Annotated in this window: 26 protein-coding genes and 1 riboswitch; of the genes, 7 read left to right on the top strand and 19 right to left on the bottom strand. The window is 32.6% G+C overall.

Annotation, left to right across the window (positions count from 1 at the left end; genetic code table 11):
* Nucleotides 1-23 precede the first annotated feature (23 nt).
* The 6 genes from lgt to C7448_RS06015 all read right to left on the bottom strand — a co-directional run bounded on the left by lgt (nt 24) and on the right by C7448_RS06015 (nt 5,443).
* Complete coding sequence (gene lgt, locus C7448_RS06045) at nt 24-884, bottom strand: prolipoprotein diacylglyceryl transferase (protein ID WP_115900471.1); 861 nt, start codon at nt 882-884, stop codon at nt 24-26.
* An 86-nt stretch (nt 885-970) separates the two neighbouring features.
* Nucleotides 971-1,213, bottom strand: coding sequence for a membrane protein insertion efficiency factor YidD (yidD, locus tag C7448_RS06040; protein WP_211321887.1), 243 nt, complete (start codon nt 1,211-1,213; stop codon nt 971-973).
* A gap of 91 nt (nt 1,214-1,304) precedes the next feature.
* Complete coding sequence (cysS, locus tag C7448_RS06035) at nt 1,305-2,786, bottom strand: cysteine--tRNA ligase (protein ID WP_115900470.1); 1,482 nt, start codon at nt 2,784-2,786, stop codon at nt 1,305-1,307.
* Nucleotides 2,787-2,894: 108 nt separating this feature from the next.
* A complete protein-coding gene (locus C7448_RS06030; protein WP_170137004.1) occupies nt 2,895-4,352 on the bottom strand; it encodes a hypothetical protein in 1,458 nt (485 codons plus the stop codon).
* A complete protein-coding gene (locus C7448_RS06020; RefSeq protein WP_115900467.1) occupies nt 4,333-4,902 on the bottom strand; it encodes a hypothetical protein in 570 nt (189 codons plus the stop codon). The genes C7448_RS06030 and C7448_RS06020 overlap by 20 nt, the downstream gene beginning before the upstream one ends.
* Nucleotides 4,895-5,443, bottom strand: a complete 549-nt coding sequence (locus C7448_RS06015; RefSeq protein ID WP_115900466.1) for an RNA polymerase sigma factor — start codon at nt 5,441-5,443, stop codon at nt 4,895-4,897. The genes C7448_RS06020 and C7448_RS06015 overlap by 8 nt, the downstream gene beginning before the upstream one ends.
* A gap of 100 nt (nt 5,444-5,543) precedes the next feature.
* Between C7448_RS06015 and meaB the strand changes: the two genes are divergently transcribed.
* The 4 genes from meaB to C7448_RS05995 all read left to right on the top strand — a co-directional run bounded on the left by meaB (nt 5,544) and on the right by C7448_RS05995 (nt 8,344).
* Nucleotides 5,544-6,617, top strand: a complete 1,074-nt coding sequence (gene meaB, locus C7448_RS06010; protein ID WP_115900465.1) for a methylmalonyl Co-A mutase-associated GTPase MeaB — start codon at nt 5,544-5,546, stop codon at nt 6,615-6,617.
* Nucleotides 6,618-6,700: 83 nt separating this feature from the next.
* The gene (locus C7448_RS06005) at nt 6,701-7,042 is read left to right on the top strand and encodes a tRNA-binding protein (RefSeq protein WP_115900464.1); all 342 of its coding nucleotides are present in this window, start codon (nt 6,701-6,703) and stop codon (nt 7,040-7,042) included.
* Between the two features lie 48 nt (nt 7,043-7,090).
* On the top strand, nt 7,091-7,879 hold the full coding sequence (locus tag C7448_RS06000) for a helix-turn-helix domain-containing protein (RefSeq protein ID WP_115900463.1): 789 nt from the start codon (nt 7,091-7,093) through the stop codon (nt 7,877-7,879).
* A 102-nt stretch (nt 7,880-7,981) separates the two neighbouring features.
* Nucleotides 7,982-8,344, top strand: coding sequence for a cupin domain-containing protein (locus C7448_RS05995; RefSeq protein ID WP_115900462.1), 363 nt, complete (start codon nt 7,982-7,984; stop codon nt 8,342-8,344).
* A gap of 43 nt (nt 8,345-8,387) precedes the next feature.
* Here the strand turns inward: C7448_RS05995 and moeB are convergent, their stop codons facing one another.
* The 8 genes from moeB to thiS form a co-directional block, all read right to left on the bottom strand.
* A complete protein-coding gene (gene moeB / locus C7448_RS05990; protein ID WP_115900461.1) occupies nt 8,388-9,446 on the bottom strand; it encodes a HesA/MoeB/ThiF family protein in 1,059 nt (352 codons plus the stop codon).
* 111 nt (nt 9,447-9,557) lie between these two features.
* Nucleotides 9,558-10,670 carry a 2-iminoacetate synthase ThiH gene (gene thiH / locus C7448_RS05985; RefSeq protein ID WP_115900460.1) on the bottom strand — a complete coding sequence of 371 codons (1,113 nt, stop codon included), beginning with the start codon at nt 10,668-10,670 and terminating at the stop codon, nt 9,558-9,560.
* Nucleotides 10,671-10,865: 195 nt separating this feature from the next.
* Nucleotides 10,866-11,636: a thiazole synthase gene (locus C7448_RS05980; RefSeq protein ID WP_115900459.1), complete on the bottom strand. Its 771-nt coding sequence runs from the start codon at nt 11,634-11,636 to the stop codon at nt 10,866-10,868.
* 5 nt (nt 11,637-11,641) lie between these two features.
* Nucleotides 11,642-12,292, bottom strand: a complete 651-nt coding sequence (gene thiE, locus C7448_RS05975; protein WP_115900458.1) for a thiamine phosphate synthase — start codon at nt 12,290-12,292, stop codon at nt 11,642-11,644.
* Entirely contained in the window at nt 12,282-13,049 is a 768-nt protein-coding gene (locus C7448_RS05970) for a hydroxymethylpyrimidine/phosphomethylpyrimidine kinase (RefSeq protein ID WP_115900457.1), read from the bottom strand. Before C7448_RS05970 ends, thiE begins: the two co-directional genes overlap by 11 nt.
* A gap of 35 nt (nt 13,050-13,084) precedes the next feature.
* Entirely contained in the window at nt 13,085-13,687 is a 603-nt protein-coding gene (locus C7448_RS05965) for a thiamine phosphate synthase (protein ID WP_115900456.1), read from the bottom strand.
* 9 nt (nt 13,688-13,696) lie between these two features.
* Nucleotides 13,697-15,556: a phosphomethylpyrimidine synthase ThiC gene (gene thiC / locus C7448_RS05960; RefSeq protein ID WP_115900455.1), complete on the bottom strand. Its 1,860-nt coding sequence runs from the start codon at nt 15,554-15,556 to the stop codon at nt 13,697-13,699.
* Nucleotides 15,557-15,604: 48 nt separating this feature from the next.
* The gene (gene thiS / locus C7448_RS05955; protein WP_115900454.1) at nt 15,605-15,805 is read right to left on the bottom strand and encodes a sulfur carrier protein ThiS; all 201 of its coding nucleotides are present in this window, start codon (nt 15,803-15,805) and stop codon (nt 15,605-15,607) included.
* Between the two features lie 74 nt (nt 15,806-15,879).
* Nucleotides 15,880-15,974: riboswitch (TPP riboswitch) on the bottom strand.
* Nucleotides 15,975-16,211: 237 nt separating this feature from the next.
* Between thiS and C7448_RS05950 the strand changes: the two genes are divergently transcribed.
* Together C7448_RS05950 and C7448_RS05945 are read left to right on the top strand one after the other, a co-directional pair.
* On the top strand, nt 16,212-16,496 hold the full coding sequence (locus C7448_RS05950; protein WP_115900453.1) for a hypothetical protein: 285 nt from the start codon (nt 16,212-16,214) through the stop codon (nt 16,494-16,496).
* Nucleotides 16,497-16,512: 16 nt separating this feature from the next.
* Nucleotides 16,513-16,971, top strand: coding sequence for a hypothetical protein (locus C7448_RS05945; RefSeq protein WP_115900452.1), 459 nt, complete (start codon nt 16,513-16,515; stop codon nt 16,969-16,971).
* Between the two features lie 91 nt (nt 16,972-17,062).
* Here the strand turns inward: C7448_RS05945 and C7448_RS05940 are convergent, their stop codons facing one another.
* Both C7448_RS05940 and C7448_RS05935 read right to left on the bottom strand, forming a co-directional pair.
* Nucleotides 17,063-18,016 carry an arginase gene (locus tag C7448_RS05940; RefSeq protein WP_245939439.1) on the bottom strand — a complete coding sequence of 318 codons (954 nt, stop codon included), beginning with the start codon at nt 18,014-18,016 and terminating at the stop codon, nt 17,063-17,065.
* Between the two features lie 62 nt (nt 18,017-18,078).
* Entirely contained in the window at nt 18,079-19,365 is a 1,287-nt protein-coding gene (locus tag C7448_RS05935) for a citrate synthase (RefSeq protein ID WP_115900450.1), read from the bottom strand.
* A gap of 456 nt (nt 19,366-19,821) precedes the next feature.
* On the opposite strand from C7448_RS05935, the gene C7448_RS05930 reads away from it, so the two are divergent.
* Nucleotides 19,822-20,676 carry a neutral zinc metallopeptidase gene (locus C7448_RS05930; protein ID WP_147300503.1) on the top strand — a complete coding sequence of 285 codons (855 nt, stop codon included), beginning with the start codon at nt 19,822-19,824 and terminating at the stop codon, nt 20,674-20,676.
* Nucleotides 20,677-20,758: 82 nt separating this feature from the next.
* Here C7448_RS05930 and C7448_RS05925 read toward each other — a convergent pair whose 3' ends face one another.
* The 3 genes from C7448_RS05925 to eno form a co-directional block, all read right to left on the bottom strand.
* Nucleotides 20,759-21,352: a hypothetical protein gene (locus tag C7448_RS05925; protein WP_147300502.1), complete on the bottom strand. Its 594-nt coding sequence runs from the start codon at nt 21,350-21,352 to the stop codon at nt 20,759-20,761.
* Between the two features lie 137 nt (nt 21,353-21,489).
* Entirely contained in the window at nt 21,490-21,897 is a 408-nt protein-coding gene (locus C7448_RS05920) for a hypothetical protein (RefSeq protein WP_245939438.1), read from the bottom strand.
* A 121-nt stretch (nt 21,898-22,018) separates the two neighbouring features.
* Nucleotides 22,019-23,308, bottom strand: a complete 1,290-nt coding sequence (gene eno / locus C7448_RS05915; RefSeq protein WP_115900447.1) for a phosphopyruvate hydratase — start codon at nt 23,306-23,308, stop codon at nt 22,019-22,021.

Here is a 23,308-nt window from a genome sequence, read left to right as displayed (position 1 = left end):
TTCACTTGGAGTTTTTTATTGTTTTATGCGGTTGCTTTGGGTTTTCTAAACATTAACCAAAAACCTATTAACACTAACGGAATACTTAATACTTGCCCTGTATTTAGTGTGTTAAACACCCAGTCTTCTCGTCCATCTACTTGCGCTTCTTTTAAGAACTCTATTACAAAACGTAACGACCATAGTACTACCATAAACAATCCGAATAAGAAGCCTGTTTGATTTTTCTTGTCTGTTTTCCAATAGAAATGCCATAATGCAAAAAATAAAACTAAATAACTTAACGCTTCATATAACTGAGTTGGATGACGTGGCACGGTTTCTCCTGCTCTTTTAAAAATTACTCCAAAGCTACTTCCTGTTGGCTTTCCGTATATTTCTGAGTTAAAAAAGTTTCCAAAGCGAATAAAAAATCCTGCTAAGGCTACCATGATTCCTAATCTATCTAAGATAAATAACCATGGTTTTTGTAAGTGCTTTTTAGCATAAAAGTACATCGCAATAGGAATTCCAATCGCCGCTCCGTGACTTGCAAATCCTGTAAATCCTGTAAACTTCCACCCATCTAACAATCCGAATAAAGCCGATGCTCCTTCTTGTTTTTTAAACGGTAATATGATTTCCAATAAATGGTTTTGATAATAATCCCAACTGTAAAAGAAAACATCTCCTAAACGCATTCCTACCAACATAGAAACGAATACGTACATAAACAACGGGTCTAGTTTCTCTACAGAAATATTGTCGTTGATGTATATCTTTTTCATTAATTGAAGCCCTAAAATAAACGCCGCTACAAACATTAAACTGTACCAACGAATACCAAAACCTCCTAAATTTATTATTTCTGGGTTCCAATCCCATACTATGGATAAAAAATTCATCTACTTTTATTTAGTTTTTGTGTCAATTCAAAACGCTATCGAGCTCTTTTTTGTTCTTTAAATTACTCTATAACATAAAATGACTGTTATTTTTCTTTTTTCTCTGGAACAGGATCGTAACCGCTTCCTCCCCAAGGGTGACAACTAAAAATTCTTTTCAATGCCAACCAACCACCATAAAACAATCCATGTTTTTGCAACGCTTCAATTGTATAGCTTGAACATGTTGGTGAATATCTACATGTTGCTGGCGTAAACGGAGATATAGCTGTTTGATAAAATCGAACTAGTAATATAAAAGGGTACGTTAAAATTGTTTTTAGTTTCAAATTTAAATTTTTAAGACTTCTTCTATATTATGAAAGATTTCTCAGTTCCGTTCGAAATGACATCGTCGTCACTTCTTACTTCACTTTCTCATTAATTAACCGTAAACGTTGTTCCTTCTCTACCATCTTTTAATTGAATACCTAGCTCCAATAATCTATCACGAATTTCGTCAGACAATGCCCAATCTTTATTTTCTCTTGCTTCTTTACGCATGCTAATCAACATATCCACTACTCCGCTTAACTTATTAGAATTGTTTCCTTCAGAAGTTTCGTTCATTAAGCCTAATACATCAAAAACAAAAGCATTGATTGTATTTTTAAATACCACTAAATCGTCGGCAGTTAAACTTGCCTTTTCTTCTTTTATTTGATTGATAACTTTTACAGCTTCAAATAAATGTGATATTAAAATTGGTGTATTAAAATCATCATTCATTGCATCGTAACAATCTTGTTTCCATTTTTGAACATCAAATGAAGAAGAAGTACCTGCTTCTATTTTGTCTAAGAAACCTACAGCTTCCATTAACTTCGCATGTCCTTTTTCAGCAGCTTCTAACGCTTCTCCAGAAAAGTCTAAAATGCTTCGGTAATTGGCTTGCATATTAAAAAAACGAACCACACTTGCAGAAAATGCTTTTCCTAAGATATCGTTTTCACCAGTTAAAATTTCGTTTGGTAAAATAAAGTTCCCTGTTGATTTTGCCATTTTTTGACTGTTCAACAACAACATATTGGTGTGCATCCAGTAGTTTACTGGCTGTACTCCAGAACAGGTATGCGATTGAGCTATTTCACACTCATGATGCGGAAATTTCAAATCCATTCCTCCGCCGTGAATATCAAATTGTTCACCTAAGTATTTTGTACTCATCACAGAACATTCTAAATGCCAACCTGGAAAACCGTCACTCCAAGGAGAAGGCCAACGCATAATATGACGTTCTTCTGCTTTCTTCCAAAGTGCAAAATCTTGTGGGTTTCTCTTATCTGATTGCCCGTCTAACGCTCTAGTATTATGAATAGCGTCTTCTATTTTTCTACCAGAAAGAATTCCGTAGTTACCAGTTTCGTTATATTTTAATACATCAAAATAAACTGAACCGTTTACTTCATAGGCAAAGCCTTTATCCATGATTTCTTTAATCATTTCAATCTGCTCTACGATATGACCCGTTGCAGTAGGCTCTATACTTGGTGGTAAAAAGTTGTAATTATTTAATACATTATGGAAATCAACTGTATAACGTTGCACTACTTCCATCGGTTCAATTTCCTCTAGTCGTGCTTTTTTTGCAATTCTGTCTTCACCTTCATCAGCATCGTTTTCTAAGTGACCTGCATCAGTAATATTACGTACATAACGTACTTTATACCCTAAGTGTAATAAATAACGATACACCACATCAAAAAACATAAAAGTTCTTACGTTTCCTAAATGGGCGTTGCTATATACTGTAGGACCACACACATACATACCTATGCGTCCTTCAATTACTGGTTTAAAAAGCTCTTTTGATTTGGTTAAAGAGTTATATATTTTTAGTTGATTTTCTTTGTATAATTCCATAGTAAAAGTGACTATTTGCAATCGCTAATATAGGCACTTTATAAAGAATATAGAAAAAGAATTTGGAAGCAATTTTATAGAAATAGAAAGTAGTTTTGTTTGTATTTCTTATTGATTTTTAACTTTTAATTGACTGTATTTACCGTCTATTTCAATTTCTTTATCGTTAGAAATTAAAATGAAGTCTCCGTTATACTCTACACTTCCACCTTTTAGTTTCTTAACCTTATCACTTTGAATATCAAATTTCTTATTTACACCTGTTAAATCAACTCCAGCATCTGAATAACTTAAAAATACTTTTAAATTATTATGACTTGGGTGTACTTTAGTAATGGTTAAGTTTCCAAACTTATTGTTTACTTCAACATTACTATATACATTACTTACCACCAAGCCTGAAGAGTTCGAATTTACTGTTGTGTTGGTAACCGATGCTAATTGAGCATCGGTTACATTATTTAAGAACAACGTACAAGCGTTTAATGAATTTATGTTTACTGGCGAATATGAAATATTTAATTTTCCTCCGTCAAGTGCATCAGCTTTAAAAGTTCCGTAACTAACTTTTCCTGAAGCTTTGGTTTTTGGCAGTTTTACTTTACAATGGCGGGTGTTCAAGTCAAACGTTGCTGATTTTGGAACTTTTATCGTAATCTTCTTTGTTATTTTTATTTTTTTACCATTAATCATAAGATTATTACTGTCAGAAGAGAAAGAATAGTTCATACGAGTTTTTTTCATTTCCTTTCTAACCTTATACATTTCTTCTCGTGCTTTTGCTAATTGTTTTCTAATTTTTTCTCTATCAACTTTTTTAAGCTCACTTTTAACTCTTTTAAGTTCTTCTTTTAATTTTTTCTCATTAAGAACTTGATGTTTTTTTGAGAAAAACATCTTTGTCTTAGAATTCTTATTATTCTTAAGATATTCTTTATATGCTTTAGTTTTCTTAAATTCTTCCCACTCTTCTTTTGATGTAATGTTTACATTATGTTTACCATCTTTCCATTTAAACCTAACAAGTTCTTCAGTTTCAAACATTTTTTCTACATCAAAATCTACATCTTGAAATAAATTTTCAAAATTAATTTCAGGGATTTCTATTTCAGGCATTTCTGGAATCTCTGGTATTTCAGGCATCTCAGGAATTCTCACTTCTGGAACTACCACAACCTCATCATCACTATCAAATTGAAATACTCTTGGATGATTATTATCTGACGAGTTAAAAAACACTATATTTTCTCCTCCTATTCTAAAGCTATTCTTATTGGCATTAATTTGCACCTTACTTTTATTCCCTAAAGCTTCAAATTTCCAATTGTCTAAATACTTTTGAGCTTCTTTTTTGTCAAGCCCTTCAACTTCGACAACTGCCTCTACCGAAACTTCATTTCTGTTCCATGTAGTCACATCAACATCCGCATTAGATGCATTGATATTAACTACTACGTCTTTATTTGTCTTAAAATTTTCACTGAACTTCTTGTTGTATTTCTGTGCAGATACAACGCCTGTCACTAACAGTAAAAAAACACTGATTTTAAATTGTTTGAATGTCATTTTGAGTTGGATTTTTAAATTCTTGTAATTGTTTTTGCATACGTTTTAACAGCTGTAAACGTAATTGCAGGTTTCCAATCAATGCATTGATAGTATCGTCGTTAATTCCTTTTGTATTGAGCTCTTCGGTTAACGATTTATATTCTTTGGTTAATTCTCCTATTTTGGTCAAATAACCATCAAAAAGTTCTTTGTTATCGTCAGTTAATTCTAACTGACTTAACTCGTAATTAATGGTATTTACATAATAATCTTCCACCGTTTTCAATTCGGGTGAAATGGTTCCTAAACTAATTTGATTTTTAATTTCTTTAGGCACTTCTTTAATATCAGTTCCTATGTTATTATTTGTTGGATAAAACTTTATTCCTAAACTCACCAATAATACTATAGACGCTGCAACATACAACCACTGATATGATTTTTTTGTTGATGGTTTTTCATGCAATTCATCTAGTAACCTTTGTTGAAAACGTTGTCTGTGATTTGTTGATAACCTCTCTGTGTTTTCAACATCTCTTTTTAATATTTCTCTAATATCTTTAGACATGATGTACTGCTTTTAATTGTTCTTGCACTTGTCTTTTTCCTCTTAATAAATGTGTTCTTGAACTCACTTCAGAAATTCCTAGTATTTGTGAAATTTCTCCGTGGTCATACCCTTCTAACAAAAACAGGGTTAACACAACTCTATACTTTTCTTTTAATTGCTGAATGCAGTTTACAATATCTTGATACGATATTGTAGAAGCTACATTCCAATTATCGTCATCAGCTACTCTGGTAATTTCTTCATTGATCGAAACCAGTTCTAGTTTTTTCTTCTTTAAATAATCAATACTTTGATTGATTACGATTCTTTTCAACCAAGCACCAAACGCTACTCCTTCTTTATATGAATCAATATTTTTAAATGCTTTTATAAACGCTTCTTGCATTACATCTTCCGCAGTAAATGAATCTTTCACGTAGCGTAACGCTATTGTATGCATAGCATCACAATACAAATCATACAGTTGCATTTGTGCTTTGGCATCATTGTTTTTACAGGCATCTATTACCGATTGATGTAACTGTTTAGTTGATTTCATTTTTAATTTCTTACCCTAAAGACGATACTTTTTCCATCGCGTTGCAGTTTCCTGCATTTTTATTTCTAAATTTACGTTATTATTTTGTTTTACCTACATAATGACCGACAAAGACACATCTGCACTTTCTGAAAAAGACGGAGTTTCTCAACCTGAAACTACCAGTAAATCATCTGCAGAAAAAATAAAACATAATAGAAGAAAAACTACATCTACCCAAGATTTTGTTACTCAAATAGTAGCAGGAAATATTCCTTTTTTAAGCAGAGCAATTACTTTGGTAGAAAGTACCAACCCAAAACACCAGCAACAAGCTAATGAAATTTTAGAAGCTTGCTTACCTCACGCCAATAAATCGGTAAGAATTGGAATTACAGGAGTTCCTGGTGTAGGAAAAAGTACGTTTATTGAAGCTTTTGGTAAACATTTAACTTCATTAGGTAAAAAAGTAGCTGTTTTGGCGGTAGACCCTAGTAGTTCAATTAATAAAGGAAGTATTTTAGGTGATAAAACTCGTATGGAAGAGTTGGTAACTGATAAAAACGCTTTTATTCGTCCTTCTCCTTCTGGAACCTCATTAGGTGGTGTTGCTCAAAAAACGCGTGAAAGTATAATTTTATCTGAAGCTGCTGGTTTTGATACCATTATTATTGAAACTGTAGGTGTTGGACAATCGGAGACTGCAGTACATTCAATGACCGATTTCTTTTTATTACTAAAGCTAGCAGGTGCAGGTGATGAATTACAAGGAATCAAACGCGGAATTATTGAAATGGCAGATGCTATTGTGATTAACAAAGCAGATAGCGGTAATGAAAAAAATGCTAAACTTGCGAAGGTAGAATTTAACAGAGCCTTACACTTGTATCCCGCTAAAGAAAGTGGCTGGCAACCTAAAGTTTTATTAGCGAGTGCACTCCATCATCAAGGAGTTGATGCTATCTATGCTATGATTGAAGAGTACATGAGTTTAGTGAAAAAATCAGGCTACTTTCAACAAAAAAGAAATGAACAAAATAATTATTGGTTGTTAGAAACCATTAATCAACAATTAAAAAACAATTTTTATAACAATCCAAAAATTAAAGAATTATTGCAGCAGGAGATTGCAAAACTAGAAAACGGGAAAACGACACCGTTTACTGCAGCAAAACGATTGCTAGAAAATAACTAAACTATGGAGTCCATGATAGGCACTTAATAAAATTTTATTTTTAAACAACTAATAAATACCTAACTGGTATAATTTACAAACATATGGAAGATAACACCCTCACTTGGAACGATTTTACAAAAGTAGAAATGCGTATTGGCACGATTATTTCTGCCGAGGTTTTTAAAGAGGTTAAAAATCCTGCCTATAAAATGCAGGTTGATTTTGGTGATTACGGAATTAAAAAAACCTCAGCGCAAATCACTAAACTGTATCAGCCTGAAGATTTGATAGGAAAACAAGTGGTTGCTGTGGTAAACTTTCCTAAAAAACAAATTGCTAATATGATGAGTGAATGCTTAGTATTAGGTGGTTTAGGTGATGACAAAGAAGTAACCTTATTAACTGCTGAACGTACTGTTAAAAACGGGACAAAGATTTCGTAAAAGTTTATTTAGGCTATAGCAGTTTTTTCATTCGATAATCTACTACAAATGATTAACATTCAAAAAATTGAAAACATTTCCAATCATGAACCACAGAGAATAAAGAAATACCTCTTTGTTTGGTGTAGCAAGGGTACAATAATCATTCTTGTTGACCAGAAACTTCTAAAACTAACCGAAAACCAAGTACTTACCATTACATCTGGACAATACCACTGTTTTAAAGATGTAAAGAATGCTAAAGGTTATGTACTTGATTTTACATTAAATTATATTTGTAAAACCAAAAAGGATATTGAATTAATTTTTCAGAATAGCTTATTTTGTCATTTCGATTACAACGAAATTATCACAATAAATCATCCAAAAGACATTGAACGTGAGTTACATAATATTGAAGATGAGCTTATAAATAAACCTTTTCAATATCTAGAATCTATTCACTCTCGAATTGAATTATTACTATTTGAAACCAACCGTTCTAAAATTTCTAATGGTGGTGAAGTATGGAAACCCGATGCTTTATTTTTAAGATTTTTGGAGTTTGTTAGAAATAATTTTGAATATAATTACTCCTTAAAAATTATAGCTGAACATCTTAAAAATTCTGAGTTAAAACTAAATGAACTTGCCAAAAAACATGTAGGTAAAACAGCTCAAAATGTTATATACGGCCTAGTCATTTCTGAAGCTCAACGAATTCTTCATTATGAAAATAAGAGTATAAAAGAAATAGCCTTTAAACTAGGTTTTAAAGACCCTTATTATTTTTCAAAATTCTTTAAAAACCATGTAGGTATATCACCATCTGAATTCCAAAATAGGCTAAGACATTAAATTTTACATCAAAAACTCAGTATTTTCCATTTTAAGAACTCTGGTTAAGTCTCAACTTTGCGATAACAAAATTTTATAAGTAATCGTAAAACTTAACCTATTATGAGTATTAAAAATTATATCACTAAAAGTGAACAAATCACATGGAATCCACTTATTGAAAACAACATTCATTATCAAGGTGTTTTTGTTAAATCATTGCATTTTGACAAAGCTACACAACGATCTAAAGCAATTTTATTAAAGTTTGAGAAAGGAGCTTCTTACCCTTACCATTCTCATCCAGCTGGAGAAGAAGTTTTTGTTTTAAATGGAAATTGTGAAATTTTTGGAGAAACCTTAGAGCAAGGAGATTATTTATATACACCTCCAAACGGAAAACATAGCGTGAAAACTCAACATGGATGTGTTTTATTTTTATCTGTTCCTGAAGAAGTTGTTTTAATAAAAAATGAAAATAATTAAAAAGGATGGAGAACCATCCTTTTTAATATAATTGTCTTAGAACTTATGAACTAAATCCATCTTTTAAATTTATAAAAGTAATATTTTCGAACTCTTGTTCTAGAAAATCTATAGCTCGTTGACTACGCACTCCTGATTTACAATAAACCACTAGGGGTTTATCTGTTTGTATTTCTTGGTATCGTTGCTGTAATTGTCCTAGTGGGATATGCTGTCCACCAATATGATGTTGTTCACGTTCCCAATCTTCACGAACATCTAATAAGTTATATGCTGACTGATTGTTTTGCAATTCTTTTAAGGTTATTTCGTGAGTGGCTGTTTTAATTCCACAGAAAAACTCATAATCGTTTTCTAATTCAGCAACCTCTGCTTTATCAGTTTTTTCATACTTTAAAATCATTTGACGCATACTTAAAGTATCGTACATCAATAGTTTGTTGGCTAATACTTCTCCTATCTCGCAGATAATTTTTATGGTTTCATTGGCTTGTAAACTTCCTATTATTCCTGGTAAAACACCTATTACACCAATTTCTGAGCAATTCGGAGACTCTTCTGGTTTTGGAGGTGCTGGATATAAACATCGATACGTAGCACTTCCTTGGTAGTTAAACACACTTACCTGTCCTTCAAACTTAAAAATAGCTCCGTATACTAAAGGTTTTTGAGTTAATACCGCTGCATCATTTGTTAGGTAGCGTGTTGCAAAATTATCGCTTCCATCAACAATTACATCGTATTGCTTAAATAAGGAAATTGCGTTTTGATTGGTTAGCTTTTCTCTGTATACATTGAACTGAACAAATGGATTCAATTTTGATAAGCGACTTGCTGCTGTTGCTGCTTTAGATTTTCCTATATCGTCTACCGTATATAAAATCTGACGCTGTAAATTACTTTGATCTACCACATCATTGTCTATAATTCCAATGGTCCCTACACCAGCTGCAGCTAAATATTGCAGTACAGGACATCCCAATCCACCAGCTCCAATTACTAAGACCTTTGCTTGCTTTAGTTTGAGTTGTCCCCTCTCTCCTATTTTATCGAGAATAAGGTGACGGTTATATTGTTTTTGTTCTTCGTTACTTAAGCTCATAATTGTATTAGATTCTGAAACAAGTTCAGAATAACGTTAATATTGTTTACAAGATGAATTTACCTCAACAACTCATAAAATCTATATTTTTAATTCTATCAGCATAGCAGTCTAATTTCTAAACTCCTCCCAATCTTTCCAAACTACTTCTAACCCTTGACCTTTTAGCATCTCTACAATTTCTTCGGTACTTCGTTCATCTGAAATTTCAAATTGCTCTAACGATTGTGGTTCAACGCTATATCCCCCTGGATTTGTTTTAGACTCTGCACTGATAGAAGTAGCTCCTAAATTAACAATATTATTTCTAAAAACTTCACTTTCTCGAGTCGACATAGACAATTCTACATCTTCATCTAACATTCTAAACGCACAGATTAATTGTACCAAATCTGCATCCGTCATTTCAACCTTGGGTTCTAAACCTCCTGAATGTGGTCTAAGTCTTGGAAAGGAAATTGAATATTTCGTTTTCCAGTAAGTTTTCTGCATATATTTTAAATGCAATGCCGTAAAAAAACTATCGGCACGCCAGTCTTCCAGTCCAAATAAAGCTCCTAAACCAATTTTATGAATTCCCGCTTTTCCTAATCTGTCAGGAGTTTCCAAACGGTACTCAAAATTAGATTTTTTTCCCTTTGGATGGTGTTTTTTGTATTCTTCTTGATGATAGGTTTCTTGGTATACCAATACGGCATATAATCCGTTTTCAATTAACAACTCATATTCATCTTGATCTAACGGTTGTACTTCAATAGTAATGTTTGAAAATTGAGTACGAATTAACTGAATCGCGTTTTTGATATAATCAACACCAACCGTTTTATTGGCTTCCCCAGTAACTAACAAAATATGATCGTAACCTTTTTTCTTTAAAAAAGCGACTTCTTTCAATATTTCATCATCGGTTAATGTTCTCCTCGGAATTTTGTTTGTAAAGCTAAATCCACAATAGGTACATATATTTTGACATTCATTACTCAAATACATCGGAGCATACATCTGAATCGTGTTTCCAAATCGTTTTTTGGTAAGCATACGACTCTTTTCTGCCATTTGTTCTAAAAATGGTTTTGCAGCAGGAGATATCAACGCTTTAAAATCTTCTAAATCAAGTTTATTTTTTGACAAAGCAGCTTCAACATCAACTGTTGTTTTATTGAAGATATTTTGTAAAGTTTCATCCCAATTATATTGGCTGAATGTATTTTTGAAACTACTCATAATATATTGTTAGTTTTATCTTTTTTCCATTGATGAAAAAAGAAACAAAAAAATCTAGCTTTATTAACTCTTAGCTGATAAAAATCACATCCTCGAAACTAAATGAAAAGAACTCGCTGCGCTCAAACAGCTTTTCATTTTTAACGTTTCTTTCGGTGGATTTCATCGCTAGACTTAATTATGACACAGTTTAATCTAACTTAAAAAACTGGTTAACGGACTACTTGCTTCTGCTTGTTTTCTTATAGGAGCTAGTTTTGCTTCATAGGCCATTCTTCCTGCTTCAACTGCCATTTTAAATGCTCTTGCCATTGCTACTGGATTTTGTGAAACTGCTATCGCAGTATTTACCAACACTGCATCGGCACCTAGTTCCATCGCATGTGCTGCGTGCGAAGGAGAACCTATTCCGGCATCTACTACTACTGGCACATTAGATTGCTCTATAATAATTTCTAAAAACTCTAAAGTTTTTAGTCCTTTGTTACTCCCTATTGGTGCTCCTAACGGCATTACACACTGAGTTCCTACTTCTTCTAATCGTTTACATAATACAGGGTCAGCATGAATATAAGGCATCACTATAAATCCCTTTTTCACTAATTCTTCAGCCGCTTTTAATGTTTCTATAGGATCTGGCAATAAATATCTTGGATCTGGATGTATTTCTAATTTCACCCAATTTGTTTCTAATGCTTCTCTGGATAACTCCGCAGCAAAAATGGCTTCTTTTGCTGTTCTAACTCCTGATGTATTGGGTAATAAATTAATTCGAGAATGATTTAAATGTGTTAAAATATCATCTTCTTCATTCTGCACATCTACTCTTTTTAATGCCACCGTTATTAATTCACTTTCACTTTCGAATAAAGCATCTCTCATTAATTCTGATGAACTAAACTTTCCTGTTCCTGTAAATAATCGAGAGGTAAATATTTTATCTGCTATCGTTAATTTTGTATTCATTTTCACTAGTTGTTATCACCTAATTTATACACTTGTTCGTTGGTACTCGGTGCGTTTAAAATTTTATGAAAAGTCGGTATCAAATTGAAATTTTGAGTAACGGCTTCTGAAACGGCAACACCATATATCCCAGTGTTAATAATATCAGAAACATCTTCTAAAGTAATTCCACCAACAGCTATTATAGGAGTTTCGGTTTGCAATTTTTCAAGTAGTGTTTTATAACCTTTAATTCCCAAAACAGGACTCAAATTCTTTTTTGTTTCTGTAAATTGAAAAGGTCCTAAACCGATATAATCTACTTTTTTTTCTAGTAGTTTTTTACAATCTTCTAAAGTATTAGCTGTTCCTCCAATAGCATACCATTTACCTAAATACTCACGGGCTGTTAACGGACATATATCCTTTTTTCCTAAATGAACGCCATCTGCATTTACTTCTTTGGCTACTTTGTAATAGTCGTTTATAATTAATCGTGTTTGAAAATGACTTGTAATTTCTCTCGCTTTTTGTGCTGTTTCTAAAATTGTTTTCGGATCCAGATTCTTCAATCTAAGTTGTACCCATTCCGCTCCTGAAGCACAAGCTCTTTGAATATTTTCTAAATGTTCTTCGGAAGTTTTCCCTTGCGTTATATAATGTAATTTACTTATCATTTTGTTTGTAATTATGGGTTCCTAATAAGGAATCATTAGAATTCAAAAATTGTTCTGTATAATACTTGGCATTTTTACAAGCATCTTCTAAAGGAAGTTGATTTGCTATATTTGAAGCTAAAGCTGAAGACAACACACAACCACTTCCGTGTTTTTCAAAAACCGAACCTGTAATCGGTGGGATATTTAGTTGCACTATTTTGCTATGGTATACTTCATCCCTTCCTTTTTTTTCTTCTCTATGACCTCCTTTTAAATAGGTATTGGTCCTTTTTGAGATAAACTCAATGGTTTCTTCGATTGTTTTTTCAGGAAATAAAGTTTTTATTTCATCATAATTTGGAGTTATAAAGTCACAATTCAGCAATACTTTTTCAAATACTTTTAAGTTTTCTTTGGAATGAAAATCAAATCCAGCACTCGCTTTTAATATTGGATCTAGCACAATTTTTATTGTAGGGTTACAACTTTTTAACACTTGAACAACCTCTAATAATACTTCCCAAGATTGAATAATTCCTATTTTGACTACAGAAATATTAAAGCGTTCAAAAAGTATTGTTATTTGATTGATAATTGTTTCTCTATCAATCCAAATACACTCCTTAAAATCAACATCATTTTGAACAGTAACCGCAGTACATACCGATAATCCGTACAAATCATGTGCCTCAAATGTTTTGATGTCTGAGGTGATTCCTGCTCCACTTGACGGGTCAAGACCAGCTACGGTTAATATATACGATTTTTGTTTCATGTTTTTTTATATACTTTTTTCCTTTGACTAAAAGTTTATTTCATCGTACGTTCTTCATAATGACGTTTAATATTTTTAAAACTTTCAACAGGATTTTCTGCATTCCATACGCCCCCTAAAACACCTATTCCTTGAAAACCTAATGCTACTGTCTTTTGAATTGTGTCGGTATTGATTCCTCCCATTCCTATAATCGTTTTATCTATATGATTTACATCAAAACCTCTTCCTTCATAACCTTTCTTTGAAATAGAAGAGAAAACAGGGCTTAATAAATGATAATCAAATTCAATATCACAATTTGCTAATTCTTCGGGTTCGTGAAAAGAACTACTCATTGTTTTTCCTAACATATTCAACCCAATAAAATATTCACTTCCGTTTTCTAAAGCATCTCTTCTTTTTTGTTCTTGAAAGTGAATGCCTTTTAAATTGAATTCATTAATCAATTCATGAAAATAATGCGTGATTATTCTATCATGGTATTTTTCATCTACCTGATTCAAATAAGCTACATGGTCTTTGTAATTCTTATCAGGTTTTCTAAAATGATAACATTCCAACCCTTCTTCAAATAATTGATTCAGCATGTCAATTTCATTCGGAACATCTTTTTCTGGTGCGATTAAAACAATCATATAATTTATTTATAGATATACTTCTGAACCTTTATCTTTAAATTCTTTAGATTTTTCCTCCATTCCTTTTGCAAAGACTTCGTCTCCTTCTACTTTATTCTCTGCTGCAAAATCACGCACTTCTTGAGAAATTTTCATAGAACAGAATTTTGGTCCGCACATAGAGCAAAAATGTGCAATTTTAGCCCCTTCAGCAGGTAAGGTTTCATCGTGATACTCTCTTGCTAATTCTGGGTCTAATCCTAAGTTAAATTGATCTTCCCAACGAAATTCAAAACGTGCTTTACTTAAAGCGTCATCTCTGTGTTGCGCTCCTGGGTGTCCTTTTGCTAAATCAGCTGCATGAGCTGCTAATTTATAAGTAACGACTCCTGTACGTACATCTTCCTTATTTGGTAAACCTAAATGTTCTTTTGGTGTAACATAACACAACATAGCACAACCAAACCATCCAATCATCGCTGCTCCAATACCTGAAGTAATATGATCGTATCCCGGAGCAATATCAGTTGTTAAAGGCCCTAAGGTATAAAAAGGTGCTTCATCACAAGCCTCTAATTGTTTATCCATATTCGCTTTAATCATGTGCATTGGTACGTGACCTGGACCTTCAATAAAACATTGTACTTCATGCTTACGAGCTATTTTTGTTAACTCTCCCAAGGTTTCTAATTCTGCAAATTGTGCTTCGTCATTTGCATCTGCAATAGAACCTGGACGTAGACCATCTCCTAATGAAAAAGCTACATCATAGGCTTTCATAATTTCACAAATCTCTTCAAAATGCGTATATAAAAAGCTCTCTTTATGATGTGCTAAACACCATTTTGCCATGATAGATCCTCCTCTAGATACAATTCCTGTAATACGTTTTGCCGTCATAGGCACATAACGTAGACGAACTCCTGCATGGATAGTAAAATAATCTACCCCTTGCTCAGCTTGCTCAATTAAAGTGTCTCTAAAGATTTCCCATGTTAAATCTTCAGCAACTCCATTTACTTTTTCTAATGCTTGATAAATAGGTACGGTTCCTACAGGTACAGGTGAGTTACGAATAATCCACTCACGCGTTTCATGAATGTTTTTCCCAGTAGATAAATCCATTATATTATCTGCTCCCCAACGACATGCCCAAACGGCTTTTTCAACCTCTTCTTCTATTGAAGACGTCGTTGCAGAATTACCAATATTAGCGTTGATTTTCACTAAGAAATTACGCCCTAAAATCATAGGTTCGGCTTCTGGGTGGTTTATGTTAGAAGGAATTACTGCACGACCTCTAGCTACTTCTTCCCTTACAAACTCTGGAGTAATTTTTGCTGGAATACTCGCTCCAAAATCTTGTCCTAGATGTTGTTCTGACAAACGCGTCATTTCATCTATTCGCTGATTTTCACGAATGGCAATGTATTCCATTTCTGGAGTAATAATTCCTTTTTTAGCATAATGTAGCTGTGTTACATTATGTCCCTTTTTAGCCCTCTTTGGTTTACTTTTTAAATTGAATCGTAAATGGTCTAAGCTTTTATCATTCAATCGTTCGTTACAATATTCAGAAGTAAATTCTGTTAACTCCTCTACATCTCCTCTGTCTAAAATCCATTGTTCACGAATACGTTCCAACCCGTTATGAATATTAATTTCTTTAGTTGGATCAGTATAAGGCCCTGAAGTGTCGTACACTGTTACGGGTTCGTTAGGAGTTCTTTTTTTTGTCATCGAATCCACCGTGTCACTTAATTCGATTTCACGCATTGCTACGTTTATCTCTGGATAAACCTTTCCTTGAACGTATATTTTTTTTGAATTAGGAAATGGATGTCTTGTAATACCACTTTTTTTAGGTGCTGTGTCCTTTTTTTTCATTTTTTTAAGGCTATTAGTTTGTATACTGTTGTTTGTTAATTGTTCGAATTATCCTCCTTGTGTAGATTTAATAATTAACACATTATCATTTCCTCTAAGTTTATATGAATTCCAATTTTCTTTTTTTATTACATTCTCGTTAACAGCAACAGCAATACCGTTCGCTTGAACCTGTAGCTCATTTATTAGTTCTTGTAACGTTAACGTACTTGAAAACTCTCTTAAAGATTCGTTTACTCTTATTGTCATTGTATTAACATTTTTCAAAGTAAACTATAGAAGAAGAAGTATAACATGGTTATAATTAACCTTATATACTAGCATACAATACTACAACTTTTCCCTACGCTGGTGTTAACCATATCAGGTTCTAAGGATGTTTCTCAAACTAGTGAACTAGCTACTCCTAAAGTTTACTCGACAAATATAAATGTTTATTTTTTTCTTATTTACTTTTTCTACCTCATTTTCTGACACTTATACCTAAATCACTAACATACAAATCATTAAATCCATTACTATCATTTTATTTTATGAAATTTATATACCTAAGTGGAGAAGCCCCTCTTAAAAAAACGACTCTTTCTGTTGAGTTAATAACAGAAGGCGGTAAACTGAAAAGCCTTACGAGTAGGTAAAACTAACCTTATTTATTATGAAAACTGAAACTTTACAACAAAACACTGAAAACTTAGTTGGAGGATGGTCTCCTTACAGAGATTTAACCTCTGAAGACAAAGTTATTTGGAATGAAACTCCAAAACCATTAGGGGTTGACTATACTCCTTTTGCTGTATCTACCCAAATAGTTAACGGAGTTAACTATCGTTTTAAATGTACCGCCTCTATGCCTCCTGCTGAAGTAGTTTGGGAAGCTATTGTAGAAATTTATAAACCTATTAATGGTAAACCTAGAATTATTGGAATTATCCGTTTATAATTAAAAACTAAAAATTATGGCAACTACAATAGAAAAAACTCACGTTAAGTCAAATCAAGAGTTAGAAAAATTAGCTTCTGGAGAAGTTGGAATTATAGCTAAATATGCTTTTCAAAACCCGTATTCCATCAACGGACCATTTGGCACTTTAGAATTAACTCTTTCTGGTAACAACTCTGACAAGGAAGTTGCAGTTGGAGAAATAGAGATTAATACGCTATGGGGATTGGGATCGTATACCAATCTTAAATTCACTGGTACAGGTAACTTTAATGGTAGTACGGGATATACAAGCATCCAAGCAAATTCTATCGGAACTATCACTATAAGACCTAATGCACCTAAACCTATTAAAGCCAAAGTAAATATTTCATTAAATCCAGGGTTTCAAGAAGGTACTTTAAGTATTGAAGGTTTCTTTAGTGATTTTACTATTAAAGCAACTTTTGTTCATTATATAAACAAAAACAATTAAGTATATTCTTTTTCGTTAACGTTTTTTATTCAAAAAAAGAAAGCGGGCTTTAAAAAGCCCGCTTTCTTTCAAGATACTTCTTGTATGTTTTTTATAAACTCTTTACTTTTTTTGTTACTTCTTCAAGCACCTCAAAAGCGGTTTCGGCCATTTTATTACCTCTTAAATCTAATAACGGGTTTACCTCTACAAACTCTAAACAAGCTACTTTTTTACTTGCTAATAATCCGTTTATAAGATTGATGATTTCGTATTGATCAAATCCCTTAGGTACTGGAGTACCTGTTCCATAAGAAATCATGTCACAATCCATTGAATCTACATCAAACGACACATAAATCACATCACAGTTAGAAAGTTTTTCCAAAGCTTCATTCACACAAACATCTAATCCACGGTAACGAACTTCTGCTACCATATAGTTTTTAATACCATGTTTTTCCATTTGTTTATCCTCAGGTTCTTCTGTGTCACGAACTCCAAAGAATACAATATCTTCTGGTAAAACTTTTTGTCCAGGAGTTCCTATATTTTTCATTCGCTCCCACAACTCTGATGTTTCTCTATCTACATCATTAATTTGACAATCTAAGTTGTCATCTGAAATAGCAGCTGACAAAGGCATTCCATGAATATTCCCAGATGGTGATGTATAAGGTGAATGCAAGTCTCCATGGGCATCAATCCAAACTACTCCAACTCTTTTAGTTGGGTTTGCTGCTTTTACACCACTAATTGTTCCTAATGCTGAAGAGTGGTCTCCTGACAATACAATTGGAAACTTCCCTTCTTGTAAATTTACTTTTACATGATTACTTAAACGTTTACACTGATTAAAGACGCTATCAATTCGTTTAGCAAATGAGTTATTTACTTTATTGTAAATAGATTCATTTTCTGTAATTACATCTTCAAAATCATACGAGTCAAAGTAATTACTTTTTTGATTTATAGCTGCAATTTCAATTGCATCTACCCCCATATCAGAACCACGAGTCCCTGCCCCAATATCTGATCTATTTTTGATAATTTTAATTTCTTTCATCATCAGTTATTTTAAATAAAAAAATGTCATTTAATTATTTTAAATGACACTTTTAATCTATTTTATCTCTTGTCTAATTCTACAAACTTCCTTGAGTTCTCTCCAACATAAACTTGGCGTGGACGACCTATAGGCTCTTTGTTTAAACGCATTTCTCTCCATTGTGCTATCCATCCTGGCAAACGCCCTAAAGCAAACATAACTGTAAACATTTCTACAGGAATTCCCATAGCTCTATAAATAATTCCTGAATAGAAATCTACATTTGGATATAATTTTCTTTCTACAAAATATGGATCATTTAATGCTTCATGTTCTAATCCTTTTGCTATATCTAAGATTGGATCTTCAACTCCTAAGTTATTTAGTACTTCGTCAGCAGCTTTTTTAATAATTTTCGCTCTTGGATCAAAGTTTTTATACACACGGTGTCCGAACCCCATTAAACGGAAAGGATCGTTTTTATCTTTGGCCTTTGCCATGTACTTTTTAGTATCTCCTCCATCTTCTTTAATTGCTTCTAACATTTCAAGTACTGCTTGGTTTGCTCCTCCATGTAAAGGTCCCCATAAAGCTGAAATACCTGCTGATAACGATGCAAATAATCCTGCATGTGATGATCCTACGATACGTACTGTAGATGTAGAACAGTTCTGCTCATGATCTGCATGTAAAATTAATAATTTGTCTAATGCATCTTTAACAATTGGATTTAACTCATACTCATCGTTTGGTTTTTGAAACATCATCGTTAAGATGTTTTCAACATAACCTAACTTACGAGATCCATAGTTTAGTGGTAATCCTTGTTTCTTACGTAAAGTCCAAGCTACTAATACAGGGAATTTCCCCATTATTTTAACAATAGCTTTATACATATCTTCTTCTGAATCAACATTTACAGAAGATGGGTTAAAAGCTGTTAAAGCAGATGTTAACGATGATAACACTCCCATCGGATGTGCATTCTTTGGAAAAGCATCAATAATTTTTTTGATATCATCATCTACAATAGCTTCATCTAGGATATCACCATAAAATTTATCTAGTTGCTCTTTAGTTGGTAATTCTCCAAAAATTAACGCATAAGCTACTTCTAAGAAATCTGCTTTTTCTGCTAATTCTTCAATTGAGTATCCACGATATCTTAAAACTCCTTCTTCACCGTTTAAAAATGTTATAGCACTTTGGCATGAACCTGTATTCTTGTATCCTGGGTCAATGGTTATAACTCCACCCGTGGCTCCTCTTAAGGCTTTAATATCAATTGCAGTTTCATTTTCTGTTCCTTTTACTAAAGGAAACTCGTACGTATTTTCGCCAATTTGTATTTTTGCTATATCTGACATTTTTTAACTATAATTTTTTATGATTGAAGTGAATTGCGAAGATACCATTTTTTGGATTATTTTAAAAGAGCGAATAGATAGATTTTTAATATAAAAAAATCAGTTCATTTTATTTAAAATAAACTTCAAAATACTAAAGCCACTCTTACCTGTGATACAATATTTTATATAGAAAAAGGTGATGTGAATTTTCCTTACAAAATTAGTTTTATCTAAATTATTTTATTTTTTTCAATCCTTACAAACTCATTTTAATATGATAGTTCTCGTTGTTCTTTTAGGTATATGAATTTTTCATTGATAAAAAGATTAAAATACAAAATGGATATTTCTTCATACTCTACATATTAAATAACATTATTAAAAAAAATGTTAATTTTTTGTTGTTATTTTATTAATTATTAATAAACATATATTTTTAGGAAAAATTAATTCAATTCATAAAACCCTTTCACAATGAAAAATTTTAAATTTATTATTGCATTATTATGCATATCCTTTCTTACTGTACAATGTACCCAAGAAGAAAATAATTTAACAAACGACAGCGCACCCATGGGTATTAACTCTCCAAGTATGTTAGAAATTAACAACGCTGAGTGCTACACTGTTGATGGTTTTGGTCCAAACTCTTATTGGGCTGAATATATAGTTAACCAATCTACTACTAATTTTTTAAAGACTGAACACAACGAAGCTGCAAGTTTTTTTGGAATGGGTAATGTCCCTTTATACTTAGCAGGTGGGGATGGAACTTTCAATGCTCTTTCTTATTCTAATGGTTACGTAGTATGGGGAGAAGAATTGCTTGCAAGTGCTTTAAATTATGGTAATGTTGCCATTGCTTACGTTGCAGCTCATGAGATGGCACATCAAGTACAGTTTAGAGACAATACCATTCCAAGTGGTAACCATGTTAGTGCTACTGAATTAGAAGCCGATGGATTTGGAGGATATTTTATCCGTAGAACTTATACCAGTAATTGGAATACTGCAGCGGGTGCTTACAACTTCTCACAAACATTAGCTGGGCCAAATGGAAGTTCTCATGGTACAGCTGCACAAAGAAGGTCTGCTTTTAGATTGGGGTATTTGTTAGGAGATAACGGAACTTATTCTAACAGAAACTTTGATGCAAACTTTTTTTACTACTATGACTATTATGTAAAAGGTGGTAGATTAAAATTAGAATTGGTTAAGCCTGCTACTATCGAACAAAGTCAACACGAGTATATTGTAGCGCACCTAGAAGAGTTACAAAAAATTGCTTCAGGAGAAATTTCTGAAGAAGAATTCTTAAACTTAAATTAAAATATAATCAACTAAAATAAACGAATTGAATTTGATTTCAAAGGCTGTCTTATATGTTAAGACAGCCTTTGTTTATTGTATACTACTTAGCCTTAATTTGATTTTTCTTGATCTTCTTCATAATTCTTTTCAAAGCACTATGAATAATGAGGTTTGAATTTTTAGAAAGTGCATAATCATTATCTCTTTCAGAAACAACTAATTTACCAACTACTGTTTGACTGTATAATATTTTAAACATGTTTAAATCGTAGATACTAAGTGTTACCTCACCAATGTTTTTTGAAGGATCAGTTTGAGAACTGCCTGTTCCTAAAATATCAACTTCATTGGCTATATTTTTAGTTCTAATATCAATAAAGTAATCATAACCTGTGCCGTTTTTTATATCTTTTAAAATAGATTTATCAAGACTAGCTGAAATATTACTGGGAATTAATATTCCTTTCATGTTGCTAACTACCAAAAGTCTATTACCTATAAGCTCAGAAAATCGTTCATTTGCCATTTCAGTTAAACCATCTTTTCTAGTGTTTTTAAAAGAGGTAACATCATTTAACAACCACTTTCCTTTTCTGAAATCTAATCGTGAATTTACATCTCCAGAATGAGTATATTTTACCGAATTGCAAGATGTAATTACAATAGCAACAAGTAATATGTATAAGTATTTCATATTTCTATAAATCAAACCCTAAATTCAATTGTACCATTAATGAAAAATAATAACCGTTACCATTAACATCAAAATAATAAATAGGTCCCATATCAAATAATAAATGGAAATTTTAACCATATTTAACGTTGAATTCCTCAGGTTGGTCCTACAGCAAAATCTAAACCATCGGTACCGTTGGAATTTCCAAACAATGATTCTCCTCTTGTTAAAAATCGTGCAGACACAAAATTCCCTGAATTATTGGTAGTATTCAACCCTTTGGTTTTACGCTTATCAAAATTATAAAACCACTTGTGTTGTACATCTAAAAAAGGGTTAAAAGACGTAATAAATCCAGAATTGTCGGTAACATCTGTATGAGGATAACTAACACTATACCCAACACCAGTTCCTATAGATAAAGTAGATATATTACCTGTTGGCATTTCATATTCAACACCTGGGTTTAAAAAATTAAGCCTCCAAATATTTTCAGTTTGTTTTTCTTGAGAAAATAATGTCAAAGTTATTAAGCTACTGATAAATAGCATTGTTCTTTTCATAGTTAATTTTTATAATTAAATAACAGAATAAAAAGACATTACCCTACTTTTAAAAAAAATAGTAATAACTAAAAAAGCTCGCACATATATGTACGAGCTTTAAAGACTACATTAAAATAAATTATTTTATTTTAAACGCTTTTTTTTGTGGATAATAAGCTACATCCGCTAATTCCTCTTCAATACGTAATAATTGATTGTATTTAGCCATACGATCTGAACGAGAAGCCGAACCTGTTTTGATTTGGCCTGTATTTAATGCTACAGCTAAATCTGCAATGGTATTATCTTCAGTTTCTCCTGAACGGTGGCTCATTACAGAAGTGTATCCAGCATTATGCGCCATATTCACGGCTGCAATTGTTTCTGTTAATGTACCAATTTGGTTTACCTTTATTAAAATTGAATTGGCAATACCGTTTTCTATGCCTCTTGATAAACGCTCAACATTTGTTACAAATAAATCGTCGCCTACTAATTGAACTTTATCTCCTACTTTTTCAGTTAAGTATTTCCATCCATCCCAATCATTTTCGTCCATTCCGTCTTCAATAGAAATAATAGGGTATTTTTCGCATAACTCTGCTAAGTAATCTGCTTGCTCTTGGCTAGTACGAACTTTACCTTTTGCTCCTTCAAATTTAGTATAATCGTATTTACCATCTACATAAAATTCAGCGGAAGCACAATCTAATGCTATCATAACTTCGTCTCCGAAGTTATATCCAGCATTTTTAGTTGCTAAAGCAATAGTTTCAATGGCATCTTCAGTTCCTTCTAATGTTGGTGCGAAACCTCCTTCATCACCCACAGCTGTAGATAAATTACGGTCATGTAATACTTTCTTTAAATTATGAAAGATTTCAGAACCTACTTGCATTGCTTCACTAAAGTTTTGAGCTTTAATTGGCATAACCATAAACTCTTGGAATGCGATTGGTGCATCTGAATGTGAACCTCCGTTTATAATATTCATCATTGGTACTGGTAACGTGTTTGCTGATACCCCACCTACATAACGATATAACGGTAAACCTAACTCATTTGCTGCTGCTTTCGCTGCTGCTAAAGAAACTCCCAAAATAGCATTGGCTCCTAGTTTTGATTTGTTTGAGGTTCCATCTAAATCAATCATTAGTTGATCAATCATGTTTTGCTCAAAAACTGATACTCCTAATAATTCTTGCGCTATAGCAGTGTTTACATTTTCAACTGCTTTTAACACTCCTTTACCCATATAATCATTTCCCTCATCGCGTAACTCAACAGCTTCATGTTCTCCTGTAGAGGCTCCTGATGGTACTGCTGCTCTACCTATGATTCCGTTTTCAGTAGTTACATCTACTTCTACTGTTGGATTACCCCTTGAATCAAAAATTTGACGTGCGTGAATGTTGATTATAATACTCAT

This window comes from Tenacibaculum gallaicum, assembly GCF_003387615.1.
Lineage (GTDB): Bacteria > Bacteroidota > Bacteroidia > Flavobacteriales > Flavobacteriaceae > Polaribacter > Polaribacter gallaicus.
Note: the sequence above shows the minus strand (reverse complement) of the source record. Positions and strands in the feature narration are given on the sequence as shown.

Coding starts and splice junctions, on each gene's coding strand:
- C7448_RS05965 (WP_115900456.1), bottom strand. CDS start 13,687: ATGATTGTTTTAATCGCACCAGAAAAAGATGTTCCGAATGAAATTGAC.
- meaB (WP_115900465.1), top strand. CDS start 5,544: ATGACCGACAAAGACACATCTGCACTTTCTGAAAAAGACGGAGTTTCT.
- C7448_RS05930 (WP_147300503.1), top strand. CDS start 19,822: ATGAAAAATTTTAAATTTATTATTGCATTATTATGCATATCCTTTCTT.
- C7448_RS05935 (WP_115900450.1), bottom strand. CDS start 19,365: ATGTCAGATATAGCAAAAATACAAATTGGCGAAAATACGTACGAGTTT.
- C7448_RS06030 (WP_170137004.1), bottom strand. CDS start 4,352: ATGACATTCAAACAATTTAAAATCAGTGTTTTTTTACTGTTAGTGACA.
- C7448_RS06015 (WP_115900466.1), bottom strand. CDS start 5,443: ATGAAATCAACTAAACAGTTACATCAATCGGTAATAGATGCCTGTAAA.
- C7448_RS06005 (WP_115900464.1), top strand. CDS start 6,701: ATGGAAGATAACACCCTCACTTGGAACGATTTTACAAAAGTAGAAATG.
- C7448_RS05950 (WP_115900453.1), top strand. CDS start 16,212: ATGAAAACTGAAACTTTACAACAAAACACTGAAAACTTAGTTGGAGGA.
- C7448_RS05925 (WP_147300502.1), bottom strand. CDS start 21,352: ATGAAATACTTATACATATTACTTGTTGCTATTGTAATTACATCTTGC.
- lgt (WP_115900471.1), bottom strand. CDS start 884: ATGAATTTTTTATCCATAGTATGGGATTGGAACCCAGAAATAATAAAT.
- C7448_RS05940 (WP_245939439.1), bottom strand. CDS start 18,016: ATGAAAGAAATTAAAATTATCAAAAATAGATCAGATATTGGGGCAGGG.
- C7448_RS06020 (WP_115900467.1), bottom strand. CDS start 4,902: ATGTCTAAAGATATTAGAGAAATATTAAAAAGAGATGTTGAAAACACA.
- eno (WP_115900447.1), bottom strand. CDS start 23,308: ATGAGTATTATAATCAACATTCACGCACGTCAAATTTTTGATTCAAGG.
- thiC (WP_115900455.1), bottom strand. CDS start 15,556: ATGAAAAAAAAGGACACAGCACCTAAAAAAAGTGGTATTACAAGACAT.
- thiE (WP_115900458.1), bottom strand. CDS start 12,292: ATGATAAGTAAATTACATTATATAACGCAAGGGAAAACTTCCGAAGAA.
- C7448_RS05945 (WP_115900452.1), top strand. CDS start 16,513: ATGGCAACTACAATAGAAAAAACTCACGTTAAGTCAAATCAAGAGTTA.
- thiS (WP_115900454.1), bottom strand. CDS start 15,805: ATGACAATAAGAGTAAACGAATCTTTAAGAGAGTTTTCAAGTACGTTA.
- C7448_RS05970 (WP_115900457.1), bottom strand. CDS start 13,049: ATGAAACAAAAATCGTATATATTAACCGTAGCTGGTCTTGACCCGTCA.
- thiH (WP_115900460.1), bottom strand. CDS start 10,670: ATGAGTAGTTTCAAAAATACATTCAGCCAATATAATTGGGATGAAACT.
- moeB (WP_115900461.1), bottom strand. CDS start 9,446: ATGAGCTTAAGTAACGAAGAACAAAAACAATATAACCGTCACCTTATT.
- C7448_RS05920 (WP_245939438.1), bottom strand. CDS start 21,897: ATGAAAAGAACAATGCTATTTATCAGTAGCTTAATAACTTTGACATTA.
- C7448_RS05980 (WP_115900459.1), bottom strand. CDS start 11,636: ATGAATACAAAATTAACGATAGCAGATAAAATATTTACCTCTCGATTA.
- cysS (WP_115900470.1), bottom strand. CDS start 2,786: ATGGAATTATACAAAGAAAATCAACTAAAAATATATAACTCTTTAACC.
- C7448_RS05995 (WP_115900462.1), top strand. CDS start 7,982: ATGAGTATTAAAAATTATATCACTAAAAGTGAACAAATCACATGGAAT.
- C7448_RS06000 (WP_115900463.1), top strand. CDS start 7,091: ATGATTAACATTCAAAAAATTGAAAACATTTCCAATCATGAACCACAG.